Here is a 21140-nt window from a genome sequence, read left to right as displayed (position 1 = left end):
CTATTTGGACATGGCGGCTGCTAGCAGATCAACATGGTACACCTTCCTTGCCTGGAGGCTGGCCAAATCAATTCCGGTCCTGTTCGCGGCCGCGTTCCTTGTGTTCGTGCTTGTTGACTTCGTACCCGGAGACCCCTCAATCACGCGCAACGGACAACCGACCGATTCAGCAGAACGCGCCCGCTGGCTTGAGGAAAACGGGTTTAACGATCCAATCCCCATTCGCTATGTGCGCTTCTTGGGCGAGGCAATCCGAGGTGACTTTGGTTTCACCCTCGTCTCGCGCCAAGAGGTCAGCAAGGTAATCGCCGAAACCCTTCCCATCACGCTGCAACTCACAGGATTTGCTATTCTAATCGCGGTGCTGCTTGCGATACTGGTTGGGGGGATATCGGCAACGAAGTACGACACGTGGTTCGGTCGGCTGTTGCAGAACATCGCAACACTCATGATGTCGACGCCGAACTACTGGCTGTCAATCGTTGTGGTTGGCCTGCTCAGCGTAAACCTGAGACTGCTGCCCAGTGGCGGATATACCAGCATCGCCGAGGGCGGCATCTCCGGGTGGGCGCAATCCCTGATCATTCCCTCGACTATGCTTGCCATCCCAATCGCCGGCGCACTGGCGCGCATTGTCCGCACTTCGATACTTGAAGAACTGGAAAAGGACTACATGCAATTTGCCCGCACCCAAGGGCTCTCCCCCGCCCGACTGATCACCAAACATCTTGTTAGAAACGTCGCAATCGCGCCAGTCACCGTTTTGGGGCTCTATGCAGGGTATCTGCTCGCCGGAGCCGCCTTTATTGAAACGGCAATGTCAATTCCCGGAATTGGCCGACTGCTTGTTGATGCAGCCTTAAAGGCCGACATCTGGACTCTGCGGGCTGTCGCCGTATTGGTCGCTGCAATCTTCCTTGCCATTACAGCTCTGGTCGATCTCGCACTGTTCCTGCTCGATCCGCGCACTCGGGAGATGTCATAATGTTCCGCAACATCTCAAAGCGTTTCGGCCTTCTGGAATGGATTTCGGTTGCGATACTGATTGTCGTCCTTGTCTTCGCTGTGTTTCCAGGCTTCATCGCGCCCTTCGACCCTTTGAAGCCCGGCGCGGGTCGTCCGCTTTTGCCGCCAGGTGGTGAGTACCTTTTTGGCACAGATGAACTTGGTCGAGACGTGTTCTCACGCGTGGTCTGGGGTGCAAGACTATCGGTTGCTATTTCCCTGAGCGGCATGCTCACCGCTCTCTTTTTTGGAATGATACTGGGTTCGATTATCGCTGTCCGGCGCGATTATGTGGGCGCGGGCGTCGCCATGTTAATCAATCTAGTTCTTGTGTTTCCAGGTGTCATCCTTGCGATTGCCCTTGCAACAGTATTAACGCCAAGCGCGACGACAACTGCTATTGTCTTGGCCGTTCTTTACACTCCCCCGATCGCACGTCTGGTCTCAGCATCGATCCGAACCGAATATGGTCGAACGTATGTTGCGGCGCTCCAGATCAGCGGTGCAAGCGATTTGTTCATCCTGTCGCGGGCCGTGTCACGCTCAATCGCGGCTGTCGTTGCAACCTTCGCCCTTGTGATCCTTGCCGATGCAGTGCTTCTCGAAGCGGCCCTATCGTTCATCGGTGTCGGGGTTCAGCCGCCGACTCCTTCGTGGGGGAACATCGTCAGCGGCGGACGCAATCTTATGGCATCGGGCCGTTGGTGGGTCGCCACGTCAGGTGGTGTGACAATCGTCCTGTTTGCCCTTGCCGTAAATTTGCTCGGCGATGCCTTGGGAGGGCGGAAGCTCAGATTGCCGCGACCGAAAGCCCGTGCCGTATCGTCTTCGCTTCCGATAGCGCCGGTTCCCAAAGACGCGCTTCTGTCTGTCCGCAACCTCAAGATCAGTATCCCCGAGCATTACGGAGAGGTTCCGGTCGTCGCTGGAGTCAGTCTGGATCTTCGCAAGGGCGAGATGCTGTCGCTGGTCGGGGAATCCGGTTCAGGGAAATCACTGGTCGCAAAAGCCATCTTAGGCATTCTCCCCCGTGGAACAGAAACAACTGGATCTGTGGTGTTTGATGGGCGTGAACTGCTGGGCTCCTCGGGCAAAGCACTGAAAGAGATCAGGGGCAAACGCCTTGCATTCCTACCCCAGGACTCGATCGCTGCGCTCAACCCCTGTCTGAAAATCGAAAACCAGATTGGTTTGGTCCTAGAGGGTGCCGGGTTCACCGCGAAAGAGCTTCTCGAACAGGTCCGGCTGCCGGCCGAACGGGTTCTTGGCGCGTATCCTCACGAGTTATCCGGGGGACAATGTCAGCGGATTGCTCTGGCCATTTCCTTGGCAAGACGCCCCGACATTCTGATCGCAGATGAACCAACGACGGCTTTGGACGTCTCCGTGCAGGCAGAAATCTTTGAACTCATTGCGGACCTGCGTCGCGAGCTTGGCTTCTCCATGCTTCTGATCACTCACGATCTTCCGCTCGTCGCTGCGGTGACAGATCGCATCGCGGTTGCCTATGCAGGCAGGATTGTCGAGACCGGTTCGGCTCACGAAGTCCTTACGCAAACGCGGCATCCCTACACCAAAGGACTGCTTCGGTCCGTGCAGTCGATGGAAGCCCGCGAGCCAAGCCTCTACTCGATCGGGGGAACCGTCCCTAATCCAAAAGACTTCGGGACCGGGTGTCGGTTTGCCGGGCGATGCGAATTCCAACAGGAGTTCTGCCTTGAGAACCGTCCCCAGCTGAATGTTACGACAGAGCATCCCGCCGCATGTCACTTTCCACTGACGCCAGAAAAGGATGCCGCCGCATGACCGCTCAAAGTTCAGCATTGACTCTCGATGGTGTAAGCGTGACCTATCCATCCGCTGGGGGCGCATCCGCGATCTATGGTGCGCGTGAGGTTTCCCTCAACATCAAGCGGTCACAGATCACAGGGCTCGTTGGCGAGTCCGGTTCCGGGAAGACCACACTCTTGAAGGCTATCACCGGCATGGTCCCGTATCACGGCAAGATCGTGATAGATGGAACCAGTCCGGCAGCGATTGTGAACCCAAAGAAACGCCGCGCATGGCTCGCTCGCAAGGTGGGGGTGGTTTTTCAAGATGCCGGCGGCTCATTGGTGCCGCATCTCGACGTTCGCGAACAGATCATGATGCCGATGCGCATTCACGGATCGATGCCAGTCTCCCAGATGCGTAGGGCCGCCGAAGACCTTCTGGAACTGGTGCGGCTTCCGAGTTCTGTCGCCTCGCGCTCGATCAACGATATCTCTGGCGGGCAGAGACAGCGGGTCGCCATTGCGCGAAGCCTCGCGCTTGACCCCGTCCTGCTGATCGCAGATGAGCCGACGTCGGCACTCGATATTTCCGTACGTGCCCAACTGATTGGCCTTCTGGACGAATTGCGTCGCACGAAGGACCTCGCTGTTCTGGTCATTTCGCATGATCTGACGACGATTGAGTATCTCGCGGATGATGTTGCGGTCATGTATCGCGGCTCGATCATGGAGGCAGCGACGTCAAACCATCTCGCAACGGCAAAGCGCCATCCCTACACGGTCGATCTTTGGAATTCCTCACCGCGAATGGCCACAAGTACGTTGGTAGGTTCCGCCGCGATGTCCGCGACGACAGACCGGGCTGGCGACGGTTGCCCCTATGCAGCCAGATGCGGCCACTGGCAAAATGAATGCAGCCTGCAACTTCCCGAAATCTGCGACATCGCGGGATCGCGTGTCAGATGCATCAATCCCCTCCAGCATAAGGAGATCGAGTATGCTGAAAACTAAACATACCAAACCTTTCGTCGTGCTGTGTTTCGGGGACTCGAACACCCATGGAACCCCACCAATGGCACATGTCGGCGACTTGGATCGCTTCCCTTCTGATATCCGGTGGCCAGGCGTGGTTCAGTCCAAGTTAGGCGACCAGGTCCAAATCATCGAGGAGGGGCATCCTGGTCGGACGACAGTGTTCGACAATCCCGCTGCCAGTGGCAACAAATCCGGACTTGCGGCTTTGCCGATCATTCTTGAAAGCCATCGGCCGTTGGACTGCATCATCATGATGCTCGGGACAAATGACCTGCATGCCCATCTGGGCACCTCTGCTTGGCTCGTCGCGAACAATATGCGGCAGCTCATTGACGTTACCCAAACATCACCCTGTGGACCCACGAAAGGTGCGACGCCCATCATTCTGCTGATCTCGCCTCCACACATCAATGAAAAAGGTTTTGCCGCCGAACCTTTGGCCGGCGCCGAAAAGAAATCGCGCGAGTTGGCGCGCCATTTCGAACGCCTAGCACAAGAGACTGGGGTAGAATACTTGGACGCCGCGAAGGTTATCGAACCAGCTGTACTGGATGGCATTCATTTGGATGAGGAAGCTCATGCTCACCTCGGCAGAGCAGTCGCGGATAAGCTGCTTTCGATCATCAACACGTCTGTAGATTAGAATCGCATGATTCCAGCGTAATGCTCTTCTGCCGATTGCCGCGCGTCTCGTAGGATGCGCGCGGTACGGCGGTGCCTCTCCTCCCTGAGGTGCCGCCACCTCCTTAGAAGCCTGAACCTTGCCGCCCTTGTTCCAAAATCGATTTGCTCGAGTCGTTGCATACCTGCACACGTCCCATCGACCGCTTCATCAAAACTAACTTTGGCCGGACAAGCTTTGCCTTCATTGCAGGCAGTTCGTCGCGCTACGACGTGATAGGCTCAACACTGAACTCAAGGCGTTCGCCTGTCTTTGGGTTGAACAAGTGAACGGCGTCGCTCGGAAAGCGAATGCCGAACCTCGCCTCGGGCGCCAGTTGCGTGGTCAATTGAAGACGCTGACCGTCGGCGGCTTCCGAGACAATCACCCGATGTGAGCCAAGATCCTCTTCGTAGACCAAAGAGACAGAGATCGCGCCTTGATCGGCTACAATCTTTTCCGGGCGTATGCCAAGAGTTACAGGGCCGTCCGGCGCTTTTATCATACCGATAGTACCCTCGTTAAATACCAGTTTTCCACCTTCCACTCTGGCGGTGACCAGATTCATCGGCGGCGCACCGACAAACCCTGCAACAAACGCAGAGACCGGCTCATGGTAGATTTCTTGTGGCGTGCCAAACTGCTCAATGCGGCCTTCCTTCATGATGATGATATTGTCGGCAAGGGTCATCGCCTCGACCTGATCGTGCGTGACAAACACGCTGGTCGCACCGATCCGCTTGTGCAGATCGTGCAGTTCCATGCGCATGCCATGCCGCAGCTTGGCATCGAGATTGGAAAGCGGCTCATCATAGAGCAGAACCTCCGGCTCGCGAACGATGGCCCGCGCAATCGCGACGCGCTGACGTTGTCCACCAGACAACTCGCTGGGGCGGCGATCAAGATAGTCGCCGAGTTCGACAAAGGCGGCCGCTTTCGCAACGCGCTTTAACCGTTCGCCCTTCCCGACTTTTGCTACCTTGAGCGCATAGCCGATGTTCTCGGCCACCGTCATATGCGGATAAAGCGCGTAGTTCTGAAAGACCATGGCCAGTCCGCGGTCCTTGGGTGGGGTGTTCTGAACCTCGCGGCCGCCGATCAGGATCCGACCGGCTGACACCTCTTCGAGGCCGGCGACCATATTCAGCAGGGTCGACTTGCCGCAACCGGAGGGTCCGAGAATGACGGTGAAACTGCCGGACGTGATTTCAACGCTCAGTCCGGGAATAACATCCACGTCGCCGAACGATTTCTGAAGATTGTCTAGTGTAATATTCGCAGAGCTCATTTTAGCGATCCATATAAGTCAGTCCGCGCACGATGCGGCGCTGGAAAACGGCGATGATGACGAGGGGCACAATCGACACCATAAAGGCGCCCGTCATTTTGAGTGGGTAGTTCGGAATGGCCGCCTCCTCTCCAAAATCGAGTCGGGTCAAGCCGACGACGCCGGTGATCATATCCGGCGACGAGGCGGCGATCAGCGGCCACATGAACTTGCCCCAGCCGTCGACGAAGAAGAACAGCGTCAGGGCGATCAATGGTCCCTTACTCAGCGGCAGAACGACGTCGAACATGAAGCGCAGCGGCGATGCCCCGTCCATCGTCGCCGCCCGGGCGAGATCACGGGGGAGCGTGCGCATGAACTGCACCATGATGAGGATGGCACCGCCGGTCGCGATCTGGGGCAGGATGATGCCGGGATAGGTGTCGAGCAGGCTCAGTTTGAGCCCGAGCGGATCACCGAAGTACCGCGCCCAGAGGCCACCGATATTGGCGATCCAGTTAACCGGTTCGGCGATGTTCGCGGTCACCTGATAGAGCGTCACGATCATCAATTCGAGAGGCAGCATGATTGTGGCCAGAACGGCCGCATAGATAAAGATCGTGTATCGGCTTCTGAAGAACACCAGAGCATAGGCCGTCGTGAAGGCGAGGAACATCTTTCCAAGCGAAATCCCAAGAGCTGTTACGAAGCTGTTGAATATCTGGCGCGGCAGGCGGGTAAGCTGCCAGACCTCGATAACGTTATCAAAGAAATGGGTGCCCGGAATGATGGTGACACCACCGCGCAGGAAGGTCGGGTAGTCCAGGGTCGCTGTCACAAAGGCAACGGCAAGCGGCACCAGCATGAAGAGACATGCTGCGATCAAGATGGCGACTGCCACGCGGTTGACGGAGCTTGTGTTTTCGATCATCGCTCATACTCCACACGGCGCTCTAGGAAGACGTATTGCAGCGAGGTGACCGCGATGACGAGCACCATCAAAAGAGCGGTCTGTGTTGCGGCACCGGAAAGATCGAAACCTGCAAAGCCGTCGCGATAGATCTTGTAGACGAGCAGATTGGTCGCATCTCCCGGCCCGCCTTTGGTCATGGTCTCGATCAGCGAAAACGACGCGACGACGCTGTCGGCGATCTCCAGCACCACGACGATGAAAAGTTGCGGTGTGATTAGGGGAAGCTGGATATCCCACAGGCGGCGCCATGGACCGGCACCATCAATTGCGGCAGCCTTGTGCAGATTTTCCGGAATACCCTGAAGACCCGCAAGCAGGATGATGAAGCTTAGCGACATCGCAAACCAGGTGTTGGCGATAAACAGCATCGTCCATGTGTCGGTGGGGTCCAGACGCGGGTTCCAGACGCCGGGGAAGATCTCGTTGAAATAGACGAAGACGCCCTGATACGGATCGAGAAGGAAGATGAAGATCAGACCGAGCGCCGCAGCGGAAACTGCCTTTGGCCACATCATTAGGTTGCGGGTAAGTGCGCTGAAGCGCACGGCGCGGTCGGCTGCGACGGCAATGATCAGCGCCGAGCCTACGGACAGAAACACGCCGATTATTGTGAAGATCACGGTGCGCAGCAGTGCTTCCCAAAACTCCTGATCGGCAAATGTCCGTTGGTAATTCTCCCAACCCACGAACCGCGACCCTCCGCCGAACGGTTGTTCCAGATGGAACGACCAGAAGAATGCCATCCCGATAGGAATGAAAAAGAAAAGAACCATGACGATGATTTGCGGTATCGACAGCCATAGCGGCATCCAGCGGTTCTTATAATAGCCATGTTGCATCAAACTGTGCCCCGAATAGATTTTCCGGCGCGAACCCATCGCGCCGGTCAAGAATTATGTCACGACTTGTTAGGGCAACTCGACGCCTTCATAAGTCTTTTCAAAACGGCGGAGCAACTCGTTGCCACGCTGGACCGCGTTGTCGAGCGCGGTTTGCATGTCCTGCTGACCGGTGAAGGCTTTCGCGTTTTCCTCGATCATGATGTCGCGCGCGCCGCTGAAGAAACCGAGCCGAATGCCCTTGGTATCTTCTGTCGCCGGTTGATTGAGAGAGTCGACACCGACGGTCGCCGGGGCGAAGGCCGGATCGTCAGAAAGGCCGCTGCTCTTGAGTTCTTCAAGTGCAGTCAGCGTGACTGGCAAATAACCGGTTGCGCGAGAGAATTCGATCTGTTGCGCCGGTTCACGGATGAAGTTGAGAAACGCCTTCACAGCGGCAATCTCTTTCTCGGAGTGGCCCTTCATGACATAGATGGACGCTCCGCCGATAAAGGTGTTGTGCCGCTCATGACCTTCATACATGGGTGCCATCGAGATCGCGAGTTTGTCGCCGAGCGCCTCATAAGCAGACGCATATGTGCCGGTCGAAGCGGTCATCATTGCGCACTCGCCTGCCGCAAAGGCCGCCGCGTAGTTGCCGGCCTTGACTTCTTCGTTCAACCGCACGAGCCCTTCCTCATGCCATGCCGCGAGATTCTTCAGGTGATCGGCGATCAGGCCCGTGTTGAAGACATATTCGGCGTCGAGCCCACCATAACCATTGTTGTTAGAGGCGATCGGCGCGGCATGGCGTGCAGCGAACTGCTCGATGATCCGCCAAGGGTGGGCATCGGTTGTGAACGGACAAGCCTCGCCAGAATCTTTGAGCCTGCGGGCCGCATCGATGACCTCCTCCCAGGTTTCCGGGAGATCGGTCACGCCGGCTGCGCCAAGCATTTCCTTGTTCACATAGAAGATGAGCGTAGAGCCGTTGTAGGGCTGTGAGTAAAGCTCACCATTGGAGGATTCATAGTATCCGCGCGCGCCCGCAAGGTAATCGTTCCAGTCGACATCCGGCATCAACTGGTAGACCGGTTCGATTGCGCCCGACAACATCACGTCGAGCGTGCCGCCGTCGAAGAACTGGATCAGCGCCGGATGGGTATTGGAGCGATAGGCTGCGATGGCTTTCTGGAAACCGGCTTCGTAGGAGCCTTGCCCGACACAACTAACGGTATGCTCAGCCTGGCTCTCGTTGAAGGCTGTACACTCGGCCAAGATCGCCGCCTCGACGGTGCCAGTGTTGCCGTACCAGAATTCGATTTCGGCAGCATTTGATGATGCTGCGGTGACTGCCAATGCGGCAGCGGTCGTCAAGAGACGTAGTTTGTTCATGGGCTTCCTCCTCCGGAGAGCTGTTCAAATCTGTATTCGCTTTGCCAGCCCTTGTTACACCCTAAGTGTGACAGATGAGTGAAAGCAAGTCTCTTGCCTCTTTTTTACAGTTTCGCTGCTTCCGACGTCGATGTAACAAGGGTGCGCATTCGCCCGAAGAGCGAGGTTTCGCAAGAAAAATGAAGGCGCTCACCCCGGCAATTGTCGGTGGAAGAGAGAACCCGGCTGGTTCGATTTCAGCGTCACAAAGACTTAGGCCGGCCCAAATAGGAGGGTGGTTCACTCGACCAGAGTAAATCCGGCAGATCGCCAGCTGGAATAAGCACCACCTACCCTCCTTGCTGATCAGAAAAACTCGGCCTTGAAAGGGACCGAGGCCGCGCCGAGGGCCGCGGCGTCGCCCCGGATTTCAGAGATAATGAGTTTTGCTGGAAGTCGCGGAACGCCGTATCGGGAATCTTCCGGCGGATCGGTGCGGTCGATGAACATCTGCGCGAGTGCCGGGGGCACCTGACCGCCGAAGACAATTGCCTGGGGATCGAACACACCGACGATGGCGTCGAGCATACGGTTGTAGTGGGGCGCCACGTCATCGACCCACTCGGCGGCACCCGTCCAGTCTGCCCGGAACTCCTCCTGCAATCTGGTGATCGAAGTCACAGACATGCCATTCTCTTTCAGCTTTTCCATCAGATACTGCATCGCCGGACGCGGGCCGTTGCGAAAAATGGGACCGTATTCGCCAGCATTACCGTTGCCGCCTTCAAGCAGTTCTCCGCCACTGACGATGCCCCCGCCGAAACCGTAGTTAAAGGAAAGGTAGGCGAAATTCTGAATGTAACGGCCCACGCCGAACAAAGCTTCAGCAACCGCGCCGGCACTGCCGCCATTGTGAATCCATGCAGGCTTGCCAAAGAAGTCTGATATCAAAGGCCCGAGCTCGATCAAGGACCACATGTGAAGTGGTAAGGACGCATTATAACGCGTGCCGCCCACATAGTATCCGGCAATACCGCAGCCGATCCCGAAACAGCGCTCTGCGTCAAGGCCACGCGATTTCTGCAGAGCGCTGATTTTTTTGTCGGCAGCACTCAGAGCCTCTTCCACCGGCTGACCATGTAGAGACACACTCGCCTCTCCGAGCAAATTGCCAGCCATATCGAGCAGGCAAATGCCAAGAACATCGGTGTTGATCGACAGGCCGACCGTAAAAGCGTAGTCGCCCCTGAGCGTCAGCATCGGGCTGGGTTGCCCACTGCCGAGGCCTTCCTTGGGGTCGCCTAGTGCGATGATGCCGCGCTCGGCCAGTTGGTCGAGGATACGGTGGACGGATTGCTGGGCCAGATCGCTGCGAGCGGTGATCTCGGACCGCGAAATTCCCGGATTGAGCCAGACTTGGCGAAGCAGCCAGCGTTCGTTGTCGGACACCACCCGACCGCCAGCGCGGCGTCTGAATTTTGTCTCGACAAGGTCTTCCGGTTTGTAGGTTCTTATCTTCCGCATCGTTTCCGCTAAATCCTGCTCTATCACTCCCGATGAGTGTCAACCGGTCAACCTCGTACTTCAATAGCGCAAATACGTGCTGAAAAACAAAGACGACGCCGGCCGGAGTTCTTTATGCCGTTGGCATTGCACTTATTACTCTTTAAGAGTAACAGTAGGCCCACGGTTCATGGTGCCCTAGGTGTCGCGGCCTTGGAGGTCAACCGGCGCAAGGGCCGTCTGATGCGACCAGTGTGGGCAAGACAATTGCCAAGCTCGATGCGGTCTGGCCATGGGAGGAACAGTATATGAATGCAGGTGAGTGCTCCTACTCCGACTATATTGCCGACACTCGTCGGGCATGCGCTGTGGCCGTTCATCGGGGGCTGTGGCGTGACGCGCCCGAGAACAGCCTGCTGGCAATTGAGCGGGCCATAGGCACCGGCGCGGAGGTCGTTGAGATCGACATCCGCCGTAGCGCAGATGGCGGCCTGTTCCTTCTTCATGACGAAACGCTTGATCGCATGGCAGGCATCAATCGAGCACCTGAAGAACTAAGTTTGCAGGAGTTGACAAGCATCAAGCTTCGAAACCGCAATGGCGGCGCCGAACACGGCAAGACCGCGGAATGCGTTCCAGGTTTGAAGGACGTCTTTGATCTCACGCGTGACCGAATCTTCCTCCATCTCGACGTCAAGGACCGCTCGATCATTCCCGAGGTCGTCGCCTGTGCCCGGGACATGGGCGTTCTTGGACAGGTCGATTTCTGGGGCGACTTGAGAACGCCGGCGGATTTACACTGGGTGCGCCACGGGATCGACCCTGAAAAGGTTCTGTTCATGGCAAAGACCCGGCTGCTTGATCCCGCGGCCGAGACCCAACTCGACCTCTTGTTTCAGCTTTCACCCCGGCTGTGCGAAGTCATCTTCAACGACATCAGCCAGGTCTCGGCGCTCGCGCGACGCGGCGCAGCCCATGGCATGACCCTATGGTGCAACACCCTCGATGACGTGTCCTGCGCGGGGTTCACCGACACCGCCGCCCTGAAAGACCCCGAGGGCGTTTGGGGTCAGTTGATCGATGCGGGTGTATCAGTCATCCAGACCGACCAAGCCGAGGAGTTGAAGTTCTTTATCGCCAACCGGGAAGAAATCATGCATTCGGATAGTCTGAAGACACCAATGATCGCTGCGTCCACGAGGCCGAAGCTCGACATGGACAAGCTTCTTGCGGCCGTCACGGCAGCGGCCGAGGCCGAGGTCCTGCCCCGGTTCGGGCGCCTTTCGCAGCACCACATCCGCACCAAGACCGGTGCCACCGATCTTGTGACAGAAGGCGACGAAGCGGCTGAACGCCACTTGCGTCATGCGCTCTCCGACCTTCTGCCCGAGGCAATGTTTCTTGGTGAAGAATCCGTGGCGGCCGACCCAACCCTGCTCGACAGGCTTGCCGATGCCGAATTGGCCATCGTCGTCGACCCGATTGACGGCACGGCCAACTATGCGGCGGGAATGCCGTTGTTCAATGTCGTTCTGGCCGTCACGCAAAAAGGCAAAGCGGTTGCCGGCATTATCTACGATCCGATCTCAAAAAGCTGTGCTGTTGCCGAGACAGGCGGCGGCGCATATCTGATCGGGTCGGATGGCAGCCGAAAGAAGATGCGCGTCGCCGATCCGGTGCCCCTGCGTGATATGTATGGCTATGTCTCAATCGGTGATCTTCCCCCTCATTACCGTCCCGGCGTGTTGTGTCGACTCACCAAGGCCCATCTTTTTGCGTCCTACCGTTGTGCCTCTCATGAGTATCGGGCGGTGGCGGACGGGCACGCTCATTTCGCCATGTATCACATTCTCAATCCATGGGATCATCTCGCCGGAACCTTGCTCGTTCGTGAAGCCGGTGGCTATGCCGCACGGACCGACAATCATCCATACGATGTTTCAAATAGGAATGGTGCCTTGGTTACGGCTTGTGACTTTGATAGCTGGGAAGCTCTGAGCCGTGACGTGTTCTCCGGAATGGCGGGCTGAAAACAGTCAGCTTGACCGAAAGGATCAACAGGGATGGGAATCGAAGTTTGAGCGTGATACCAGCGTTCTCTTCAGCTCGGACGATGTCAAACACCGCTGCCCGTTCAGTCACTGCGAGGCCGAACTCGCATTGTTAAAGCAAAGCCTTGATCAGACAAACGTTACCCCTTCTGTCGAGCAGCCAATTCGACTTAACCTGCTCGAAAGTGAATCTTTATTAAGTCCAGATATCTTTGAGCGTGGCTCGAAAGGTTGCGGTTCGCTGGGATTAAAACAGCCACTTCGAATGGTATCGTCGGTTGGAATGCTCTGACCACGACCTCTTGTTTCGCCATTGCTGACGCCGCGAATGGATCGACAATTGAAAGACCTACGGCACGCGATACGAACCCGCACACCGTCGCGGCCAAGTCGGCCTCAACCTGCTGCGCACGTTCGATGCCCCGCTCCGAAAACAGTGTGTCAATCCTGGCGCGCAGCGGGCTGTTCTGGCCTAAGGAGATGAAATTCTGGCCTGCCATCAGGTCGGGCGTTAGTATATCGTATTCTGCAAGAGGATGGGCCTTAGAAAGAATCGCAACCGCGGCGGGAGGCTGAAGAGGTATCACTCTTACGCCAGGGTGATCGCCCTTTAGCTGTACGAGGCCAATATCAAACTGCCGCAAAGCAATCCGTTCGGCGATCAGTGTTGAATGGAAGCTGGCAATACTCACTCCGATCGACGGTTTTTCAGACACGAATCGCGCCGTTACATCGGCCAAGAAAAAACTTGCCAATGAATGCGGAGCTGCCACCCGAAGCGACCCGACTGATTGGTTTCTCAAATCTCGAGCTACTTTTTCGATCTGAGCGAAACCGCGATAATGGAGGTCTACCTCCTCAAACAGCACGAGAGATTCGTGGGTCGCGATCAGCCGGTTTCCTTCGCGGCGGAAGAGCTTCAACCCGAGATACGTTTCCAGGTCCCGAATGAGTCGGCTGACTGCGGGTTGAGATATACCAAGCATGTCACCTGCGTTGGTCATACTGCCCAGCCGAATAACGGCGCGAAAAGCTTCTATCTGACGTGAGTTCATGGCCTTCGCATAACATTTATCTATAGAGAGACAACTCCGTATACGCTTGATGTTAGGAAGTTGTCACGCAAAAATCGCATCACATTCAAGAGGGTCGAACATGCTGAGCTACGTAATAAGGCGTCTTTTCCTGCTTCTTCCGATGCTAATTGGCGTCTCGATTGCCGTTTTCCTGGTGGTTCATCTGATCCCGGGTGACCCGGCGCGGATGGCGGCGGGGCCAGACGCATCGGAAGAGGATATCGCGCAGATCCGAACCAACTATGGGCTCGATAAGCCGCTCGTCACTCAATATGGCATATACTTGGGCAAACTGCTTCAAGGCGATCTCGGAAACTCCTTCCGGACACTCGCTCCCGTGACGGAGGGGATTGCTCGAACGTTCCCTGCAACACTTGAGCTGACGATTGTCGGCATGGCGATTGCTGTTCTGCTTGGCGTTCCCCTGGGCATCTATTCCGCACTTCATCCTAGAGGCGGTGCTGACCGAGCGGTGACCAGTGTGGCCGTTCTTGGAATCTCGACGCCGGGGTTCTTTCTCGGTCTTATCCTTATGTACGTCTTCTCGCTCAAGCTTGGATGGTTACCGCCAACCGGTCGCGGGAGTTTGGCGAACCTTGTCCTTCCGGCGGTAACGCTCGGGCTACCCTATGTGGCGACCTTCGCCCGGCTGACGCGCTCGACCATGCTCGATGTGTTGTCGGAAGACTTCATCAGAACGGCCCGTGCGAAAGGTCTCTCTTGGCGGAAGGTCACCTATCGCCACGCACTGCAAAACGCATCAATCCCGATTGTCACAGTTCTTGGGCTCGACTTCGGTCGTCTGCTTGGCGGCGCGGTAATCGTGGAATCCGTCTTCGCCTGGCCGGGGATGGGGCGCTTCATGGTTGAGGCGATCATGGCCCGTGACATCTACGTCGTGCAAGGAACGATCCTCGTTTTCGCCGCTGCCGTCGTCATCGTAAATTTACTTGTGGACCTGCTCTATGGCTTTCTCGACCCCCGGATCACCTATGCGTAAGCACAAAATTACTGTCGGTTTCGTGGATTATCTCATTCGCCGCAGAAACTTCGTCGCCATCATTGCACTTTTCATCATGGTTGCATTCGTGCTCGCCGCGATCTGTGCTCCATTGCTCTATAGCTGGGAAACAGCGACCCGCGTTGACCTGCTCAACTCATTGTTGTCCCCGTCACTGAAGCATCCGCTCGGCACCGATGAAGTCGGGCGCGATCTGCTCGCACGGCTGGTCTGGGGTGCCAGGATCACATTGCTTGTAGCACTGGTCGCCGTCTCTATCGCGATGACCTTCGGCGTCATCATAGGCGCGCTCTGCGGTTACTTTGAGAACTGGTTCACGGCGCTGCTGATGCGCTTCATCGACTCGCTAATTGCGTTTCCAAGAACCCTGTTTGCGATCGTCATCGTGACGATTTTTGGTCCGGGTGTGGTCAGCCTCACTCTGGCAATCGGAATCTCAACCATCCCGCCCAATGTACGTCTGTTTCGTGGACCGGTGCTGGCGCTCAAGCGCCGCCAGTTCACGACGGCAGCAAAATCGCTGGGTGCCAGAGACCTCAGCATTCTGTTCTCGCACATCCTTCCCAACACCACCTCTTTGATGATCGTTCAGGGCACACTTTCCCTGGCGGAGGCAATCCTTATCGGGTCCGGTCTCAGCTTTCTCGGGCTTGGACCTCAACCACCAACACCGGAATGGGGGGCAATGATCGCCTCATCTCGGGCGCAGTTCACATTGCATCCGCATGTGATCTTCGCACCCGGGATCGCTCTGTTCCTAGTCATCCTCAGCTTCAACCTCGTTGGCGATGCGCTACGCGACTACATTGATCCGCGCGCGCGCAAGGCTTTCTGACAAAACGCACCCAACCAAACTCCAAAAAAGGAAAATACCATGCAGGGATTACTCAGACTAACACGGCGCTCGTGTCTTGCACTCGGTCTTGGACTGGTCAGCGCAACCGCCATCACATCGCCTTCGCCGGCTCTGGCAGATTTCGACTTGCGCGTCGTGCAGGGAAGCGACGTCGATACGCTCGACCCACACGTGTCTCGCTCGGTGCCTTCTCAAATCGTATTCCTGAACATCTTCGAAAACCTAGTGAAGTGGAACGATCCGTCTCTTTCAGAGGTCGTCCCCGATCTCGCTGAATCGTGGACGACCTCGGACGACGGCCTGACCTGGACCTTCAAGTTGCGACCGGGTGTCATGTTTTCTGATGGAACCCCGTTCAACGCGGAAGCGGTGAAGTTCAACCTCGAACGCATTGTCGATCCCACACTCGGATCGCCGAACCGGTCCCAGCTCTCTGCGATCAGCGCCGTAGATGTGATCGACGAATTCACCGTCGAAATTAAGACCGAAGCACCGTCACCAACGCTTCTCGAAAAACTGGCGGAAGTGTACGCGTCCATGAACAGTCCGACTGCGGTAAATGCGCATCCGGATGACTACGCACAACACCCGGTCGGCACCGGTCCATATTTGCTGTCGGAGTGGATTCCTGGCGAGCACGTGATTCTTGAGCGCAATGCCGACTTCCACGGCACGCAGGGTACTGCCGACTCGATAACCTTTCGCCCCGTTCCAGAGGGCGCTGCGCGGATGATCGAGCTTCAAACCGGGAACGCGGACATCGCTCTCAATATCCCGCCGGAAGCCGCGGAGGAGATCAAGAATAACGATACGACCGAACTTCTGGTAAAGCCCAGCTCTTTCCAAATCTTCTTCGAGCTCAACACCACGAAGCCCCCATTCAGCGATCCTCGTGCGAGACTAGCCGTCAACTACGCTATCCCCCGACAAGCGATCATCGACAAGATCTTGCTAGGCTATGCGAGTGAGCCCAACAGCATCATCCCCGAAGGTGTTCAAGGTCATGTCGCTCAAACACCTTATCCGTATGATCAGGAAAAAGCACGCGCGTTGATGGCAGAGGCTTTTCCGGATGGGCTATCAGAACCGGTTGTGATCTGGACGCCGGATGGGCGATATCCCAAAGACAAAACCGTGGCTGAAGTGATCCAGGGGAACCTGAACGATATCGGTATCGAAACCGAGTTCAAGGTTTGGGAATGGGCATCCTATCAGAAGACACTCTACAATGAGCAGCCTGGCGTGGGTACTGGTTACGGCAGCAACGACACCAATATGTGGCTGTTGGGTACCGGCATTACTCAGGCCGACTGGCGCACACGACGCAAGTTCTACGAAGGCGATCCTTCGAACCTGACTGGATATAACAATCCGGTGGCAAAGGAACTGCTCGACAAGGCGGCAGTCGAACTCGACTACGACAAACGCATGTCTTACTTCGCCGACCTGCAGAAACTTGCATGGAATGAGGCACCCAACGCACTAACGCTCTTCAACAGCGTCCAATTGATCGGCGTGGGCAAAGGCATCGACGGGCTCGAGATCTTCACCGACGGGCTGATTGGGCTCGATCAGGTGACAAAGCAGTAGGCCAACAAGGTCTTTTCCGCCTGAACTTGGTCCGGGCAGTCTCCTCCCGGTCGCCCGGACCAACCACAGTTTGATGCTCCTTCACTTCGTTGGCGGGCTGCAAGACGCCGCTCAGAGAAACTCCTATGCAAAAAGAAAACGCCATGAACCGCCCTGTCGACCAAAAAGAGATTCTGCTTGCCGAAGCGCGTCTCAGCAGCCCTCCAGCAGAGAGCCTTGTCAAATATTACGATCTTCCAGTTCTGATGCATGAAAAGCATCATTATCGCGAGTTCAACCTAGTTGACTTGGCTCACACTACAATGTTGGCAGAGCAAGGAATCTTGTCACCGAGCATTGCCAAACAAATCCTCAAGGGCCTGTTAGAAATTAGGGCAACCGACCCGGAGGTCTTCCCAATCGATCCGCTCAAAGGGAGCTTTCTTCTTCAGGTCGAGGCTTTCCTGTTCTCACGCATGAGTGAAGATGTAGGAGGGCAGATGCATACTGGCCGAAGCCGTATTGACCAGGGAACGACGGTTCGACGTCTTCATGCACGAAATCGAATGCTTGACGTCCTAGAGCGTCTAAACGTCTTTCGCGAAGCAGTGCTTTGTCAGGCGGAAAAACATGTCCATACGATCATGCCGGGTTACACCCACATGCAACAAGCGCAACCTTGGGTCTTCGGCCATTATCTGCTGAGCATCATGACACGACTTGATGATGATTTTACCCGTTTGCGAGAGGCCTATGCTCGTGTGAACCTCAATCCGCTGGGAGCCGTAGGCTTGTCTGGAACCTCTTGGCCGCTCGACAGAGTTCGCACTACGGAGTTGCTCGGCTTCGGCGCGGTCCTGGAGAATTCGAAACTCGGTCGGGAAGCGTTCTACGCTGCGGAAACCGTCGGAGTGCTCTCCATTCTGATGGCCACCCTGAATGATCTGGCAACGGACCTTCACATCTGGTCGTCGTCGGAATTCGGATTCATTGAATCGGACGACGCATTCTGCGGGACCAGCAGCATCTTTCCGCAGAAGAAGAACCCGGCGGGCCTTGAGGCCATTAAGAAGGCGGCTGGTGGTTCCGTAAGCTGGCTCACAACTGCACTGGCCACCTTCCGTGCCGAAGGTACCGGCGATCAGGCAATGCGCGATCTTCCATTCATTGATGAGGCACTAGATATCACAGACGGGATGCTCGATCTCTTTACTGGTATCGTTGGTACACTGATCGTACACGACAACCGGATGCGCACGGCGCTAAACGGAAGCTGGTGTACCGCAAGCAACCTCGCTGACGGTATTGTTCGTGAGACTGGCCTTTCGTTTCGGCAGGTGCATCATGTTGTTGCCCGCCTGGTGCGCAACTGCCTGGCTGAAGACATAGATCCGGCGAACGTCACCAAGGATGTCCTGAACCGTGCAGCGCAGGAAACTATTGGTCGCGATATCGCGATCAGCGAGAGCAGCCTAAAGGACGCGCTTAACCCCGAAGCGTTCGTTAAGACGCGCGTGACAACCGGCAGCATCGCACCGACCGAGGTTAACCGAATGATCCAAGCAGCCGCAGCGCAACTGTCGGATGACAGCGACTGGTTGTCGGAAAAACAGGAGCACATCCACAAGGCCGAGAAACAGCTGGACGCTGCGATTGATCGTATCGTTGGCTCCCAGAGTTGAGGGAAATAGCGACCGATGAACACGCCCACACACGTATCAACCTCGCCCGCAACTTTGCTTGAGATTAATGATCTGCGGGTTGATTTTGTCTCAATGGATAACCGCGTCCAAGCCGTTAAAGGAGTCTCGCTGTCGCTCGACAAGGGTGAAACCCTTGCGCTCGTGGGTGAGTCTGGGTCGGGGAAGTCGATAACGGCCCTGTCAATTCTTCAATTACTTCCCTATGCCGTCAGAAATGAAAGATCAGGCAGTATTCGTTTTGCCGGACAGGAAATGATGGGCGCGAACGAGGCTGAAATGGAGAAGATCAGGGGCGATCGTGTATCCATGATCTTCCAGGAACCCATGACATCCCTCAATCCGCTGCAGACGATCGGTAAGCAAATTGGCGAGGTGTTGGCACTTCATACAGACCTGCGCGGAGAGAAGGCCAAGGACAGAATTATCGAGCTGTTGACACTGGTGCAGCTTCCCATGCCTGAGAAGCGCGTCAGCGCTTATCCACATGAGCTTTCCGGCGGTCAAAGGCAGCGTGTAATGATCGCAATGGCGCTCGCCAATAAGCCCGATCTTTTGATCGCGGATGAGCCGACAACCGCGCTCGATGTGACGGTCCAGGCCCAGATCCTTGAATTGCTGCGGAACCTGCAAAAGCAGTTTGGCATGGCATTGCTGCTCATTACCCACGATCTCGGGGTCGTCGAAAAAATGGCGGACCGAATTTGTGTGATGAACAAGGGCCAGATCGTCGAGACCGGGCGCACGAAACAGATCTTCAACGACCCCAAACATCCCTACACTCAACACCTCTTAGATTCCGAGCCGAAGGGCGCGCCGGTCGCCGTACGACAAGATGCGCCGGTCGTTCTAGAGGCGAAAGATGTTAAGGTTTGGTATGGGATAAAGGGCGGGCTCTTCCGTGGCAACGTGGCCTATGTGAAAGCAGTCGACGGTGTCGACGTGCAAATTCGCCAAGGGCAAACAGTCGGCGTGGTCGGCGAAAGCGGGTCCGGCAAAACCACTCTCGGGATGGCAATTCTCCGTCTCAATCATGGCGAAGGGTCGATCAGATACATGGACAAAGACCTTAGTCTCATGACTACCGATGCCCTGCGAAGCATGAGGCGCGACATCCAGATCGTTTTTCAGGATCCATATGGATCGCTCAGTCCGCGCAAGTCGGTCGGAGCGATCATCGGTGAGGGTTTGAGAATCCACAACATTGGCTCCTCACGCATTGAGCGCGATGAGATGATCAAGTCGATCCTCACAGAAGTGGGACTCGACCCCGAAATGCGGCATCGGCATCCACATGAGTTTTCTGGAGGTCAACGGCAACGGATCGCGATCGCACGTGCCATGATCCTCAAGCCGAAATTCGTTGTCTTGGACGAGCCGACATCAGCCCTCGACATGTCAATCCAAGGCCAAATTATCGACTTGCTGCGAGATCTGCAGAAGAAGCACAACCTTGCTTACCTGTTCATCAGCCATGACCTCAAAGTCGTGAAAGCTCTTTGCGACGAGGTGATCGTCATGAAGTCGGGGAAAGTCATAGAACAGGGGCCGGCAGAGCAGATTTTCACGGCGCCGAAGGAAACCTACACGCAGGCCTTGCTAAAGGCTGCATTCGAGATTGTAGCTGATTCGACATCAAACTCAGTGCTCAATCGAACTTCCGTTGATTGATGCACGCTAAACTGTCTCAATCGTGAGAAGATAGATTAAACTATTTCATAGCCCCCAAGCATCTAAGCCTCCGAAAAGATCGAGAATTAGATCGTCCTCTACAACCTCCCTGTGGACGACCAACTGGCGGCACCGGTATTGCCGGTGCCGCCCCTTTTTCCGAAAGATCGATTGAACGTCCCACTATGTTTTCGAGACGGATCATCCCGTGACCTGCGTATCGGCAGGCATCCCATTCCGGCGATCTCGCGCCGTTCCAAGATTACTTCTTCGCACCTTCGAATGTAACATATATCGCGTGGTGATATTTCACGCATCGTGTCCGTTTCGCGGGCATGAACTTGCGGGACCGTGTAGCACTGAACATCCAGGACTTGAGACGCGCCCGCGGCCTCAGCCAGGAGGAGCTTGCTCATCGGGCCGACGTGAGCCGCGGCCATATGGGCAAGGTCGAGAACGCCAAGTTCGCGGCCTCCCTCGACCTTCTCGAACGCATCGCCAAGGCGCTCAATGTCGACCCCGAAGAGCTTTTTGCGAAGCGCTAGTCCGTTTCCTGAGGCTTTGATCCCGCCCCCCAACACGAAAGACAGAACGGCAAGAACGACACGAGTGGCGCGGGTACATGGCGAAGAGAAAGACAGGCTGGCCTTTCCAGGAAGGCTTTCTGAACGACGGGACGCAGAAGATTCACCTGTTCACCGATTACCGTTGGAATGATGGCTCGGTGAGCCGTCGTTGGCATGTCGATCCGGAACGCTTTGATGCCAGGCTTGCCATCGGGCGCCCGG

At 56.2% G+C, this 21140-nt stretch carries 17 protein-coding genes; 11 read left to right on the top strand and 6 right to left on the bottom strand.

What is annotated here, in order from left to right; all coding sequences use genetic code 11:
• The first annotated feature begins 10 nt into the window (after positions 1–10).
• From ACN0X0_RS19635 to ACN0X0_RS19620, 4 genes are read left to right on the top strand one after another with little or no spacing between them, the layout of a single operon-like run.
• Positions 11–985 carry an ABC transporter permease gene (locus ACN0X0_RS19635; protein WP_417280573.1) on the top strand — a complete coding sequence of 325 codons (975 nt, stop codon included), beginning with the start codon at positions 11–13 and terminating at the stop codon, positions 983–985.
• The gene (locus tag ACN0X0_RS19630) at positions 985–2811 is read left to right on the top strand and encodes a dipeptide/oligopeptide/nickel ABC transporter permease/ATP-binding protein (RefSeq protein WP_417280572.1); all 1827 of its coding nucleotides are present in this window, start codon (positions 985–987) and stop codon (positions 2809–2811) included. The genes ACN0X0_RS19635 and ACN0X0_RS19630 overlap by 1 nt, the downstream gene beginning before the upstream one ends.
• Positions 2808–3788 (top strand): ABC transporter ATP-binding protein, encoded by a 981-nt coding sequence (locus ACN0X0_RS19625; RefSeq protein ID WP_417280571.1) that lies wholly within the window; start codon positions 2808–2810, stop codon positions 3786–3788. Before ACN0X0_RS19630 ends, ACN0X0_RS19625 begins: the two co-directional genes overlap by 4 nt.
• Positions 3775–4455, top strand: a complete 681-nt coding sequence (locus ACN0X0_RS19620) for an SGNH/GDSL hydrolase family protein (RefSeq protein ID WP_417280570.1) — start codon at positions 3775–3777, stop codon at positions 4453–4455. Before ACN0X0_RS19625 ends, ACN0X0_RS19620 begins: the two co-directional genes overlap by 14 nt.
• A 244-nt stretch (positions 4456–4699) precedes the next feature.
• On the opposite strand, the gene ACN0X0_RS19615 is transcribed toward ACN0X0_RS19620, so the two are convergent.
• The 5 genes from ACN0X0_RS19615 to ACN0X0_RS19595 all read right to left on the bottom strand — a co-directional run bounded on the left by ACN0X0_RS19615 (position 4700) and on the right by ACN0X0_RS19595 (position 10354).
• Positions 4700–5761: an ABC transporter ATP-binding protein gene (locus ACN0X0_RS19615; protein ID WP_417280569.1), complete on the bottom strand. Its 1062-nt coding sequence runs from the start codon at positions 5759–5761 to the stop codon at positions 4700–4702.
• A gap of 1 nt (position 5762) precedes the next feature.
• Positions 5763–6671, bottom strand: coding sequence for a carbohydrate ABC transporter permease (locus ACN0X0_RS19610; protein WP_417280568.1), 909 nt, complete (start codon positions 6669–6671; stop codon positions 5763–5765).
• Positions 6668–7603 (bottom strand): carbohydrate ABC transporter permease, encoded by a 936-nt coding sequence (locus tag ACN0X0_RS19605; protein WP_417280567.1) that lies wholly within the window; start codon positions 7601–7603, stop codon positions 6668–6670. The genes ACN0X0_RS19610 and ACN0X0_RS19605 overlap by 4 nt, the downstream gene beginning before the upstream one ends.
• Before the next feature lie 18 nt (positions 7604–7621).
• Positions 7622–8926 (bottom strand): extracellular solute-binding protein, encoded by a 1305-nt coding sequence (locus ACN0X0_RS19600; protein WP_417280566.1) that lies wholly within the window; start codon positions 8924–8926, stop codon positions 7622–7624.
• Positions 8927–9271: 345 nt separating this feature from the next.
• Positions 9272–10354, bottom strand: coding sequence for an ROK family transcriptional regulator (locus ACN0X0_RS19595; protein WP_417280565.1), 1083 nt, complete (start codon positions 10352–10354; stop codon positions 9272–9274).
• 308 nt (positions 10355–10662) lie between these two features.
• Here ACN0X0_RS19595 and ACN0X0_RS19590 point away from each other — a divergent pair, with 308 nt between their 5' ends.
• Positions 10663–12438: an inositol monophosphatase family protein gene (locus tag ACN0X0_RS19590; RefSeq protein WP_417280564.1), complete on the top strand. Its 1776-nt coding sequence runs from the start codon at positions 10663–10665 to the stop codon at positions 12436–12438.
• Between the two features lie 191 nt (positions 12439–12629).
• On the opposite strand, the gene ACN0X0_RS19585 is transcribed toward ACN0X0_RS19590, so the two are convergent.
• Positions 12630–13514 carry a LysR substrate-binding domain-containing protein gene (locus ACN0X0_RS19585; protein WP_417280563.1) on the bottom strand — a complete coding sequence of 295 codons (885 nt, stop codon included), beginning with the start codon at positions 13512–13514 and terminating at the stop codon, positions 12630–12632.
• 100 nt (positions 13515–13614) lie between these two features.
• On the opposite strand from ACN0X0_RS19585, the gene nikB reads away from it, so the two are divergent.
• The 6 genes from nikB to ACN0X0_RS19555 all read left to right on the top strand — a co-directional run bounded on the left by nikB (position 13615) and on the right by ACN0X0_RS19555 (position 20897).
• Positions 13615–14535, top strand: coding sequence for a nickel ABC transporter permease (gene nikB / locus ACN0X0_RS19580; protein WP_417280562.1), 921 nt, complete (start codon positions 13615–13617; stop codon positions 14533–14535).
• Positions 14528–15391 (top strand): ABC transporter permease, encoded by an 864-nt coding sequence (locus ACN0X0_RS19575; protein WP_417280561.1) that lies wholly within the window; start codon positions 14528–14530, stop codon positions 15389–15391. Before nikB ends, ACN0X0_RS19575 begins: the two co-directional genes overlap by 8 nt.
• 39 nt (positions 15392–15430) lie before the next feature.
• A complete protein-coding gene (locus ACN0X0_RS19570; protein ID WP_417280560.1) occupies positions 15431–17002 on the top strand; it encodes an ABC transporter substrate-binding protein in 1572 nt (523 codons plus the stop codon).
• A gap of 125 nt (positions 17003–17127) precedes the next feature.
• Complete coding sequence (gene argH / locus ACN0X0_RS19565; RefSeq protein ID WP_417280559.1) at positions 17128–18663, top strand: argininosuccinate lyase; 1536 nt, start codon at positions 17128–17130, stop codon at positions 18661–18663.
• Between the two features lie 15 nt (positions 18664–18678).
• Positions 18679–20352 (top strand): ABC transporter ATP-binding protein, encoded by a 1674-nt coding sequence (locus ACN0X0_RS19560; protein ID WP_417280558.1) that lies wholly within the window; start codon positions 18679–18681, stop codon positions 20350–20352.
• 374 nt (positions 20353–20726) lie between these two features.
• Positions 20727–20897 (top strand): helix-turn-helix transcriptional regulator, encoded by a 171-nt coding sequence (locus tag ACN0X0_RS19555; RefSeq protein WP_263620515.1) that lies wholly within the window; start codon positions 20727–20729, stop codon positions 20895–20897.
• The last annotated feature ends 243 nt before the right edge of the window (positions 20898–21140 follow it).

It is taken from the genome of Celeribacter sp. (genome assembly GCF_048270365.1).
Classification (GTDB): Bacteria; Pseudomonadota; Alphaproteobacteria; order Rhodobacterales; family Rhodobacteraceae; genus Celeribacter.
Note: the sequence above shows the minus strand (reverse complement) of the source record. Positions and strands in the feature narration are given on the sequence as shown.